At 41.3% G+C, this 11,796-nt stretch carries 11 protein-coding genes and 1 pseudogene; 5 read left to right on the forward strand and 7 right to left on the reverse strand.

Features of this window, described 5'->3' with window-relative positions; genetic code table 11:
- The first annotated feature begins 5 nt into the window (after positions 1–5).
- Positions 6–1,898, forward strand: coding sequence for a DNA topoisomerase VI subunit B (locus MmiHf6_RS01655; RefSeq protein WP_316557978.1), 1,893 nt, complete (start codon positions 6–8; stop codon positions 1,896–1,898).
- A 458-nt stretch (positions 1,899–2,356) separates the two neighbouring features.
- Positions 2,357–3,487, forward strand: coding sequence for a DNA topoisomerase IV subunit A (locus MmiHf6_RS01660; protein ID WP_316558633.1), 1,131 nt, complete (start codon positions 2,357–2,359; stop codon positions 3,485–3,487).
- 429 nt (positions 3,488–3,916) lie between these two features.
- Here the strand turns inward: MmiHf6_RS01660 and MmiHf6_RS01665 are convergent, their stop codons facing one another.
- Entirely contained in the window at positions 3,917–4,105 is a 189-nt protein-coding gene (locus MmiHf6_RS01665; RefSeq protein WP_316557979.1) for a hypothetical protein, read from the reverse strand.
- Between MmiHf6_RS01665 and MmiHf6_RS01670 the strand changes: the two genes are divergently transcribed.
- The gene (locus tag MmiHf6_RS01670) at positions 4,072–4,239 is read left to right on the forward strand and encodes a hypothetical protein (protein WP_316557980.1); all 168 of its coding nucleotides are present in this window, start codon (positions 4,072–4,074) and stop codon (positions 4,237–4,239) included. The genes MmiHf6_RS01665 and MmiHf6_RS01670 overlap by 34 nt on opposite strands.
- A gap of 121 nt (positions 4,240–4,360) precedes the next feature.
- Here MmiHf6_RS01670 and amrS read toward each other — a convergent pair whose 3' ends face one another.
- The 6 genes and pseudogenes from amrS to dph5 form a co-directional block, all read right to left on the reverse strand.
- A complete protein-coding gene (gene amrS, locus MmiHf6_RS01675; RefSeq protein ID WP_316557981.1) occupies positions 4,361–5,437 on the reverse strand; it encodes an AmmeMemoRadiSam system radical SAM enzyme in 1,077 nt (358 codons plus the stop codon).
- 174 nt (positions 5,438–5,611) lie between these two features.
- A complete protein-coding gene (locus tag MmiHf6_RS01680) occupies positions 5,612–6,298 on the reverse strand; it encodes a diphthine--ammonia ligase (RefSeq protein ID WP_316557982.1) in 687 nt (228 codons plus the stop codon).
- Positions 6,299–6,439: 141 nt separating this feature from the next.
- Complete coding sequence (locus MmiHf6_RS01685; protein WP_316557983.1) at positions 6,440–7,366, reverse strand: carbohydrate kinase family protein; 927 nt, start codon at positions 7,364–7,366, stop codon at positions 6,440–6,442.
- 364 nt (positions 7,367–7,730) lie between these two features.
- A pseudogene (locus MmiHf6_RS10190) lies at positions 7,731–8,117 on the reverse strand (DUF555 domain-containing protein); the annotation flags it as partial.
- A 252-nt stretch (positions 8,118–8,369) separates the two neighbouring features.
- Positions 8,370–8,651 carry a DUF357 domain-containing protein gene (locus MmiHf6_RS01695; protein ID WP_316557984.1) on the reverse strand — a complete coding sequence of 94 codons (282 nt, stop codon included), beginning with the start codon at positions 8,649–8,651 and terminating at the stop codon, positions 8,370–8,372.
- Between the two features lie 147 nt (positions 8,652–8,798).
- A complete protein-coding gene (gene dph5, locus MmiHf6_RS01700; RefSeq protein WP_316557985.1) occupies positions 8,799–9,605 on the reverse strand; it encodes a diphthine synthase in 807 nt (268 codons plus the stop codon).
- 498 nt (positions 9,606–10,103) lie between these two features.
- Between dph5 and MmiHf6_RS01705 the strand changes: the two genes are divergently transcribed.
- Positions 10,104–10,541: a Fur family transcriptional regulator gene (locus MmiHf6_RS01705; RefSeq protein WP_316557986.1), complete on the forward strand. Its 438-nt coding sequence runs from the start codon at positions 10,104–10,106 to the stop codon at positions 10,539–10,541.
- A gap of 324 nt (positions 10,542–10,865) precedes the next feature.
- Positions 10,866–11,384: a rubrerythrin gene (gene rbr, locus MmiHf6_RS01710; RefSeq protein ID WP_316557987.1), complete on the forward strand. Its 519-nt coding sequence runs from the start codon at positions 10,866–10,868 to the stop codon at positions 11,382–11,384.
- The last annotated feature ends 412 nt before the right edge of the window (positions 11,385–11,796 follow it).

The following is an 11,796-nucleotide window of genomic DNA, read 5'->3' on the forward strand; positions in this document are numbered from 1 at the left end:
TTTTTATGGAAGAAGTCAATAAAACCCCGATTGCGGAAGAACTGGCAAAGAGACAAAAATCAATCAGTGTCGCCGAGTTCTTTGAGAAAAACCGCCACATTCTCGGTTTTGATTCGGCGCCGCGCGCCTTGATTACAACAATTAAAGAAGCCGTTGACAATGCTTTGGACGCTTGCGAAGAAGCGGGCATTCTGCCGGATCTTTTGGTTGAAGTCAATCGCGGCGACGGCGAATATCTTCAAATCACGATCGAAGACAACGGTCCGGGTATCATTAAAGAACAGATTCCGAAAGTGTTCGCGAAATTGCTTTACGGCTCCCGTTTTCATGCGCTCAAGCAAAGCCGCGGCCAGCAGGGTATCGGTATTTCCGCCGCCGTTTTGTATTCTCAAATCACAACCGGAAAATCAACAAAAATCATTTCAAAAGTAGATCACAAGTCTCCCGCTCATTATTATGAATTAATGATCGACACAAGCACAAACGAGCCGTCGATTTTGGAAGACAGGATCGTTGATTGGCCAAACGCGCACGGAACGCGCATTGAAATTGAAATGGCGGCTTCGTATGTCAAAGGCAGAAAACAGTCCGTTTACGAATATTTGAAGTCGACCGCTATCATCAACCCGCACGCCCGCATCCGATTAGTTGAGCCGGACGGCAACGAAATCTTTTTTGAGCGCGCAACAGATCAAATCCCGAAGCAGGCGGAAGAAGTTCTGCCGCATCCGCACGGAATCGAACTCGGAACGCTGATGAAAATGATGCAGAATACGGAACGCCAAAAGCTGGCGCCGTTTTTGCGCTATTCGTTTTCTAAAATCGGATTGCAGACCGCTGAAGAAATCTGCGACGCTGCCGGTCTTGACCGCGAAGCGGATCCGCACGCGCTTGACAGAAACGATGCCGTGAAGCTTTTAAACGCTTTTAAGAAAGCGAAGATTGTCGCGCCGTCGACAAGCTGTCTGTCGCCGATTACGGAAGATCTGATTTACCAAGGTTTGAAAAAGGAATTCAGCGTTGACTTTATCGCAACCGCCTCCCGAAAACCCGCGATTTATTCCGGCAATCCGTTCGTGATTGAAGTCGGCGTCGCTTACGGCGGTAATTTCCCCAAAGACGAAAAATCGCAGATCATGCGTTTTGCAAACCGTGTCCCGCTTCTGTATCAGCAGGGCGCTTGTGTGACAACGCACGCGGTTGAAAGCATCAAATGGAAACAATACGGAATCAGCCAGCCCGGCGGCGGTGTGCCGTTCGGCCCGTTCGTTCTTCTGATTCACATCGCGTCAACGAATGTTCCGTTCACGTCAGAATCGAAAGACGCGATTGCCGATATTGAAATCATTCGCGAAGAAACGGAATTGGCCGTCAAAGAAGTCGCCCGCAAATTAAAATCGTATCTCGGCAAACAGGGCGATTTGGCAAAGCGCCGTGAAAAAGAAGTGATCATTACAAAACTTCTGCCGCAAATGGCGGAAAAAGTCGCTTCGATGGTCGGAAAAGAAGTGCCCGACATTCAGCCGGCCGTTGCTAATATTATGGGAAATCTGCTTGTGAACAGAACAACAGATGCCGGAACGGATAGCCAGTCGCATATGCATTTTGTTTCTCTTGCCGTCCGCAATTACGGAACAGCACAGCGAAAATTCAAGATCCATCAGATTCTGCCGTGTGAAATCAAGTCTCCGAGTCCGCCGCCGTCATCGATTGTCAGCGTCGGCAACAATTATGATTACATTTGGGAAGTAAACGTTGCCGCGGGCGGTTCAAAGGTGTTCCGCTTTACGATTGACGGTGCCAATGAAAACGAGCTTGCGAATATGGATGAAGTTATCGTCGAAGGGCTTGACGAAGAAGACGTAACAGGCGCAAAAGCGCTCAATGAACTGTTTTGAGGGGATAGAAAATGGCACGTAAAAGCAAAAAAGAATCCAAAGAACAGATTGAAGAAACTGAAAAACAATCGGAAAAAACTGAAGAATTTGACGAAAACGCAGAAATTGAAAAAGATGAAGAAACTGAAGAAAATTTCGGCGAATACGTTTCGGATATTGATGATTATGAAGCCGAGTTTGAGGCTTTTGATGATTTTGATGACGATTATTCAAACGAGAGCGATTTCGAAAATGATGATTCATACAAAACGGCAAAAGCGGAAAGCTATTCCGGCGACGGCGAAACGGATGAATTCGGAAGCGATGAGGACGAAGAATTCTTAAAACCCGAAAAAGCAGCAGGGTCGGAATCAAGTTTTGATGCTGAATCTGATTTGTTTGATGAATCCGGCAGAATGAAATCAAGAACCGAAGACGATTTATCTCCGCTTAAAAAATTGGAAGCCGAAACAAGCGGCATGGACAGAAATTCGGAAGAATACAAGAAGAAAGTTGCCGATAAAAAACTTGAAAATGATGAATGGACGAAGCGAAAGCTTCTCGGTTTGGCCGAAACTTTTTATGATCAATTTGATGCCGGTCAGGTGCCGCACGTTTTGATGCCGTCGCGAACGAAGAAAAATCTGGCTTACAGTGATGAAAGCGAGGTTTGGGTTTACGGTGACATTGAAAGCGAGCGTACCGCTAAAACCGTCAAAGGCGCTCACCAGCTTCTGCGAACGGTTTCGGTGTCGGATTTCGTTGTTTCCGAACACTTGAAAAACAATCGCAGTTCCACGTTAAGAGAGTTGTATTATATTTCGGAAGGCTGGGGCGCTGCCAAATTCCACGCCCAGGCGGAGAGTGACCGTTTGATTGAAGATTTGGAAATCATCACGGGCGCTCAGCGCGAGTTTTTCCACGTTCGCCCCGAAGAAGACGGCGCAACGATGTACGGGCCGCTGCTTTTGCGCGAAGAAACAAAACGCGGATCGCGCGACATTCACTGTCAGAAAGATATCGGTGAAGGCGGTTATCAGATTCCGTTCAATGTTGAAAATATTGAATTCCTTCATCATGATGCGACGATGATTATCGCTGTTGAAACGGGCGGTATGTACGCGCGTTTGATTGAAAACGGATTTGATGAAAAATACAATGCGATTTTGGTTCACTTAAAAGGCCAGCCGGCGCGCTCGACGCGCAGGATCATTCGCCGCCTGAACACGGAACTCGGAATTCCCGCAGTTGTTTTCACGGACGGTGACCCGTGGTCTTACCGCATTTATTCTTCAATTGCGTACGGCGCTATTAAAAGCGCTCACCTTTCCGAATATATGGCAACGCCTGAGGCGAAATTTATCGGCGTTCAGCCGTCCGATATTGTTGAGTACGAACTTGCGACGGACAAATTGTCGGAGCAGGACATCGCAGCGCTTCGAAGCGAGCTTTCCGATCCGCGTTTCGCCTCCAAATATTGGAAGGAACAGATCAATCTTCAGCTTGAAATCGGAAAGAAAGCGGAACAGCAGGCGTTTGCCGGAAAAGGTTTGGATTTCGTGACGGATACGTATTTGCCGAATCGGCTGAAAGATTTGGGAATCATTTGATTTGCGGGGCATTATGACAGGTGGCTGCGTGATTGCGGCTGCCTGCGCCGCGCGCGAATCGCTCCGTTTTTGTTTTATTTTTTAAACTTGTTCTTCGTTTTTGTTTTATTTTTCAAACATCTCATCACGTTTTTATTTTGTTTTTAATGAAACTTAAACATCCAATTTTCAAAATCGGTGAACCTGAACGCCCGATAAAACCCGAATCTAAATTTTTAGATTTTCAATAAAAGGAGGCGTTCCGTTTTTGAAGAATTTTAATTAAAAATGATGTTTCAATCAGCTTTAGATTGGATTAAAATTCGAAAACTGCCCCCTCCAACGACGCGTTTCCGGAGCGCAGCGAGGAAACGAGACTTGGCGGATTCTTTCCATACGAAGTAAGAAATTTAAAACCGCAGAATTTAATATTTGTTTTTTCGTCTCCAGTTAAGCCTGCCAGTCTGCAACTGTCCTTTGCTGTCGGCTTCCGTCTGAGCCTGCTCGTCTGCAACTGTCTTTAATGTTGCCGCTGCCAATCAGGTTTGCTTTGCCGCTGCCAATCAGGTTTGCTTTGCTGCTGCCAATCAGATTTGTGTTTCCGCGTGTATCTGCTTTTTTATCGTAATCCGTTCGCATTCGCGAACGTGCCGCTGCTACCTTCAGGTTTCTGTTTCCGCTTGCCGATCAGGTTTTCACTGCAATTGCTGCTGCCGGCAACCGCAGCAGCTGCCGCCGCCCGCCGCGCGAGCCGCACATATTTTCAAAAATAAAACGAAAATTGTACCCCACTTTTTTTGAAAATTGAATGAATGAAAAATGCTTCCCGTTTTTACTGAAATTAATAAACGAGAAATAGCTCCCGTTTTTTTAAAAATAACACAAAACTGCAAATCAAAATTCAATATCTTCCGGACAAACAATCGGAATCATATTTCCGCAGCAGGCGCAGACAAAATCATCGCCGTTCCTTTCAAGTTCAACGGATTCGCCGAAAGAATAAACGCGGCTGATCAAAAACGATTGACACTTCGGACAAAACGTATTTTGATATTCGGAAATCATATTTCCGATATAAACGTAATCCATTCCGGCATCGACATAAACATTTCGCAGCAAATCAAGCGTTGATCCCGGTGTCGCCGCAACGTCTTCCATTTTGTAATTCGGATGAAACGCATTCAAATGAACCGGTGTTTCGGGGCCGACGTTTTCAAAAATCCAGGCGGCAGCCGCTTTGGCTTCTTCGATGCCGTCATTTTGTCCCGGAATAATAAGCGTTACAATTTCAACATGCAGCCCGAGTTCTTTTGCTTTTTGGATCGATTCAAGAACGGGATTTAAATGCGCCGCACAAATTTCGGAATAAAAAAGGTCGGAAAAGCTTTTCAAATCAACACGATAAGCGTCAATGTAAGGCGCAATTGTTTCAAGTGCTTCGGGCGTCATGTATCCGTTTGTCACCAAAATCACATAAAGACCGTTTGCTTTTGCGGTGACGGCTGTATCATAAACAAATTCATACCAAACAGTCGGCTCGTTGTAAGTGAAAGAAACAGATTTCGTATCCAGCAGAAGTGCTCTTTGAACGACTTCTTCAGGCGTAATGATCTCGCCGAAACGGCTGAGCCCGATGTCGCCTGACATGGCAAGATAAACAGATTCTTCCGGCATTGAAATTTTATGATTCTGGCAGTGAAGGCAGCTGAAGTTGCAGCCGAAAGTGCCGAGCGAATAAGTGGTCGTTCCCGGCAGAAAATGGTATAGCGGCTTCTTTTCGACAGGGTCGATGGCTTCCGATGACACGTAACCGTAATTCAAAGCGTAAAGTTTTCCGTCAATGTTTTTTCGAACACGGCAAAATCCGAGCCGGTCGGGCGCAATTGTGCAACGCCTCGAACAAACATGGCAGCAAACGGCGCCTGACAGCAGCGTTTCATAAAGCATTGCTTCTTTCAATCCGGAAATCATTCGGACCCTCTCAATGATTTTTAATTTTGTATCGTTTTTTATTTGATTTGTATTTGTTTTTGTATTGTTTTGTATTGTTTTTGTTTTTTATTTGGTTTGTATTTGTTTTGTATTGTTTTGTTTTTGTATTCGTTTTTGGCAGATAATTATAATAATAATTTTATGAATAAAAACTCATTCTTTTGAAACAAGTTCCGCTTCCAAAATATCATAAAAACCGCGATTTTTGTACCAGCGGATATCGGTTCGAACAGGATTGATCTTTTTCTTAAAAAATGAAGCATCGGTGACCGCCGTTTCAAACTCGCCGCCTTCGCCCGCAATGTGAACATATTTTGTTTTGTTCAATTTGATTAAATCATCGAGCGCCTGTTTATCCAAAATCCTGCCGAGCCATTGCTCATCCAAACCGTCTGCCGCAACTGCCGCAAATCGGATTTCCATGCCGGAGTCAATCATCTCGGTTAGCAAAGAAACCGGATCGGCTTTCCAAAGCGGTGAAAATGCCGTCAAATTGATTGAATCGCATATATTTTGAACGCGGCTCTGTTGATATTCGGATTCGATCGCGCCCGAACAAACGCCTTGTGCGCCGTAAACGGAAGCGGCTTCCAAAAGTGCGCCTTTCATTTCATTTAATTCTTCTTCTTTGATTCCCGACGTTGATTTTTGGATCAAAGGAATTTCGGCGGCATCAGCCATCAAACGAACCAAATCCGTGTTGACGGAATGAAACATGTAAGATTCTTTGTTTTCGGGAACAAGGCAGACAAAACAAACGATTTCATGACCGTTTTCAATCATTTTTTGAACCGCGAAAACCGAGTCTTTGCCTCCCGAAACCAATGCCGCAATTTTCATAAGAATCACAAACAGAATATTAACAGTTATTTTATTTTTTTAAATAATTCAAAATCTTAATCATTCAAATTTAATCGTTCAAATCTTGATCATTCAAATTTTAATTATTCAAATTTTAATGATTCAATTAATATTCAAATCTCAATCATTCAAATCGAAAATATCGAAATGAACGGCGTAGCGTTCTGACATTCGATTCCAATCGGGCAGATTTGTTTGGCAGCCGACTTTTTCAACCACAAAAGAAGAAACGACGCTTCCGATTTGACAGCAGATTTTCGGCGAATATCCTTTCACAAAAGCCGTCAAAAATCCGGCTTTGTAGGCATCGCCCGCGCCTGTCGGATCAACGGATTCGACCAAAACGGCTTTGATATCCGTTTCAATCGTTTTGACGCATTTGCCGTCTGCGATTTCATTTTCATAAAGCGTGCTTCCTTCTTTGTCACGTGTGACAACAATTAAATCGATCATGTTTTTGAGTTCTTCAAATGTCTTTTCCGCAATCTTCATAACAAGTTCAATTTCATGGCGGTTGGCGAACAAAATATCCGTGTTTTCCAAAATCGTATTGAGCGGCTCTTTTTGATAGGTTATCAAATCCTGTCCGGGATCAAAAGACACGAAATCGGCTGCTTGAGACATTTTTGCGTTGAAGAAACAATCGGCTGTCACCATATGAACAAATGAAACACGCGGCGGCTCCATTTCGGCAAGCTTTGCCGCGGCGCCCCAATAAAAATAAGTCGTCTGATTGGAATGTGCATCCGTGATGATGAACGCTTTTGAAAGCGAGCGGTCGGGAATGAAATATAATTTGGAGAGGTCCACACCGAATTCCTGTAACTCTTTGTCATATTCTTTTTGAGCAAAATCTTTGCCGACGGGAGAAATCAGTTCAACGTCGCCGCCGAGACAGGCGATTGCCGCCGCAACATTTGCTGCGCCGCCGCCGAAATATTCTTGGCAGTCAAGCGCGGGAGCGGAAGCGTTCGGGCCTGCCATCGTTTCAACAGTCAGTAAATAATCAACGGAAGTGTGACCGGTTACGGAAATTCTTTGACTCATAAACTCACCTGAAATAAAAATAATGAAATTGAAAGATGAAATAATTAGTAAAAATAAAAAATTAAATGAATTATTAAATGAAAATTAAATGAATTATTAAATGAATAAATTAAAACGGAAAAAGAAAAAAATCGACGGATGATCAGATTATTTATTCCGAATCATCATCGAATTCATCATTTTCATATTGTTCGCTCTTCTCTGAGCGTTCGCCTCTTTCGTTTCTGCCGCGGCGGTCGTCTCCTCTGTCACGGTCATCTCTGCTGCGGCGCTCGCTGCGGTCTCCTCTTTCGCCTCGCTCTCCTCTTTCACTTCTGTCACGGCGTTCGCCTCTGCCGCCGTGTTCGCCGCTGCGGTGTTCGCTTCTGCCGCGTCCTTGACCTTCACTTTGTCTCGGCGGGCGGCTGTCGGCAACGAATTCATCGACTTCGACGATTTTCAGCGGAACATCGCGAAGCGCTTTGCCGATAACGGATGTTGCAATGCGGGACGCGTGTTCTTCCGATTCGGCTTCATAAACTTTCATTTGGAAAAGAAGGCCGACCAAAGCCGTATTGGCGACCACGTAAACGCTCATCAGCTCTTCATCGCATGAAGCGCAGCTCATGGTGCCGACATCAACGCCGACAAACTCCAATCGGGGGTTTAATCTTTTTCCTGCTTCAGAAATTGCAATTCCGATCGCGTCTTCGCCGGTTGCAACATCTTTCACAAGCCAGGCTCCTTCCAAAAATACATTAAAATTCGGCATCTTCATCGTCTCCATGAGTTTTACTGTTAATGAGTTTTATTATTGTCAGCGGTCAGCTGATGTAAATTATAAATTTTTAAAATAATTATTTGAATTCAGTAAATGAGTAAATTCACTAAATGAATAATTAGTATTAAAGTTGAATTGTTGAAAATTTTGTCCGATTGTTTTATGATTTAAAAATCAACAGGACAAACATGAATTATATGATTTATGATTTAAATATGATTTATGATAAAATTAAATGACGGGTCAAATCGTGAACAAAACATCGTCGTCGACATCAAAAACACCCAGCTTCGCGCCCGCGTCCAGCCAGGCATGTCCGTAGCTGAAAGAAGCCAGCGCGTTGACGTAATCTTCCTGCTCCAAAAAGTGAAGTCCGTCTTTGTGATACGAATCCGCCATATTTTTGTAATCATTCGCAACCGCTCTCATATGAGAAGCTTCAATGGATGAAGGAATCGCTTTTTCAAGCGCGGCAGCTAAAAGCTTTTCATAACGCAATGTTTTTTCATACAAGTCGGCCGGCATTTCTTTTCCTCAATTGATTACGATTTTTATTTTGATTTAATTTTTGTTTTTTATTTGATTTATTCTGTTTTGATTTAGTTTTGATTTAATTTTATTTCATATTTTATCATACTATAATATCATACATATCATACTTTGATTTTAAGATTAAGATTCGGAAAATTCCTGAAGCAAACACTCAGGCGCGCCCGCGAGCTTGACAAGCGCTTCCGCTTCAATAAAATGCAGATTTCCGGGAATCACTAAAATCTGAAGCGGTCCGCCCAGTTCAAAAGCGTCAATGTTGTCTGCAAAATCCGCTTTGACGCAGACATCATTTGATCCGGCGCGCGCGATTCCGACAGCAATCCGCTCTGTCATGACGCCTTCCTGTCTTTTTTCTTCAATTTCCAAAAGAAGCGATAATCCTTCTTGTACTGTCATGTAACCGTGTTCGCTGTTGATATCTAAAAAAACAAGCGTATGAAGTCCGTTTTCTTGGTTGAACTTGATCGTATCATAAGGCGTTTCTGTGACAACGCGGTTTCCGCGGCTGCTGACATATGGGAAAGGAATGCTGACGGACTTTCCGAAACGGTAATTCTGAAGACCGGACAAACCGAAAATCGCGGAAGTAATTGAAGCGCCGTGAATCAAACGCGTTTCAATGCCCGAATCTTTGGCGCGGATTCTGAGATCGATATGCGTTGTCGATGCCATTGTATCGCCGCCCGTTAAAAAAACGACATTTTTTGTTTTGGCATTTTCCAGCCAATCCGGATTTTGTTCGACATCTTCGCGCATTAAGCGAATAATCGGCTTACCGTAAAGCTCTTCCATCTTTTCGATTGTCGTTCCCATTAAATAAGACGTGTAAAATTCCAAATAAACAAGATCCGCCGATTGAACGGCTTTCAGACCTTTGAGGGAAATATCCTGTTCGTCAAAAAGACCTAATCCGATGAAAGTAAGCATACCTGCTCAATTGAACAAATGATATTTAACCGTTTTTGATTCTTTCAGACGTTTTTGATTTGTCGGATTTTTTTAAGATATTTTTGACTTATCGAATATTTTCATTTTGTTAAACTTGAAGATTTTATTCCAACCGTTAAATTTTGTTTAAAAACATCTGATATATTTACTTTTTAGTCTATACTTGTCGTTCATTGTCGAATTATCGTATGATAATATATGAATAACTATTTATAAGAGAGAGATTTTATTGAAAATGATTATTATTTAATGAACATTTTCTAAAACGAAATTAAAAATAAAATTTCTAATAGAAAATGTTTTAAAAAAATTATAAATACTAAGTAGTTAAAAATGAATATAACCTTTTTAATAATATTAATTCTTTACAACAAATTTTTATAAAAACGTAAAGGCAATATAAAAACAAATACGAAATTTAAAAGAAAATAAAATTAAAAAGGCAATCAAAAACTCTTATACTACAGGGTGAAGAGCATGATTAAGAGAAACACAGTTCAAAAAATGAAAATAATGGAATATTTGATGAGTACAAAATCTCATCCGACAGCAGAAGCAGTTTATGCTGAAGTTTCAAAAGATATTCCGACAATCAGCTTATCAACAGTTTACCGCAATTTAAATACCATGGCGGAAGACGGTGAAATTTTGAAATTTGAAGTCGGCAATGAAGCTCATTTTGATGCGGACATCAGTTTCCATCATCATGTTTATTGCAAAGTCTGCAAAAGCGTTTTTGACTTACATGACACGGAAATTGCAGATTATATCAAAGAAAATGCAAAAATTCCGAATTTTAAAATAGAAAGCACAAATTTAATTTTCGTCGGCAGATGCTGTGATTGCATCCCGCAGGAAGAAATGGCGCAAACCGCGCCGCCTGCTGCTGAAGAAGTTCAGATTGCGGCGGAATGAATTGAATCATTCCGTTTAATTCTTTTTATGACATGACAGTATTTGATCAGCGTAAGCGCTGTCATTTTACAACTGTCATTTTATAAACTTTCATCTGCAGACATTATTTGCAGAGCTTTGTAACTATAAAAAGAAATATAAATACAAAATAGATATAAATTAAATAAATAAAAACGGGATATAAAAAACAAATAAAATAATTATCGATTGAATTAAAATTGATTGAATTAAAATCGAAAATTACAAAAACGGCTTTTTGAAATTACAAAAACAGTGCCAATTGAAAAATCAATTTATTTAAAAAATCAATTGAGGTGGATTAATATGACGAGAACAGAAGAAAATTTAAAAGCGGCTTTTATCGGAGAAAGCCAAGCCAGAAACAAATATGACTATTTTGCAAAAGTTGCCAAGGAAGAGGGGCACCCGTTCATCGCAAAAGTCTTTGAAGAGACGGCGCTCAATGAAATGCAGCATGCGAAGGATGAATTTAAGAAGCTGAACGGAATCGGAAACACAGCCGAGAATTTAAAAACGGCAATGGACGGCGAGGATTATGAAACAAATACCATGTATCCCGAATTTGCCGAAGTGGCCGACGAAGAAGGTTTTCCCGAAATTGCCAGAATGTTCCGCCAGATTGCAAAAGTCGAGGAACATCACAGACAGAGATATGAAAAACTTTTGGAGCAGCTTCAAAACGGAACGCTTTACAAAAGAGATGAGCCGATTCACTGGAAATGCATGAAATGCGGCTACGTTCACTACGGTAAGGAACCGCCGGCAAAATGCCCGTCCTGTCAGCACCCGCCGGAATATTTCGAACCCGAAGACATTTTTTAATTTATTTAATTAAAAATAAATCAAAATTATTTAATTTGAATATATTTTAATTAAGAATGACACCGGAAATGAATTCCGGTCTTCTTTTATTTTTGTTTTAATTTTGTTTTTAATTTTTATTGATTTTTTCATTTTTACATTATTTTACATTTTAGTGATGTTTTTTTCGTTTTTTCGATTTCTGTTTTTCGTTTTCATTTTCGTTTTCGTTTTCATTTTCGTTTTCGTTTTCATTTTCGTTTTCGATTTTTTGATCGTTAGATTGTCTAATCGTTTTCTTCTTTTGTAATTTTTGATTTATTTCTGACTTTTTCGTGTTTGTTTTCGTTTTCGTTTTGTTTTCGTTTTTGTTTTGACAATTATTTTCCGTATAATTTTGTCATCGGTTGTTACTGAAATCATTTAATTATAT

This window comes from Methanimicrococcus hongohii (assembly GCF_032594095.1).
GTDB lineage: Archaea > Halobacteriota > Methanosarcinia > Methanosarcinales > Methanosarcinaceae > Methanimicrococcus > Methanimicrococcus hongohii.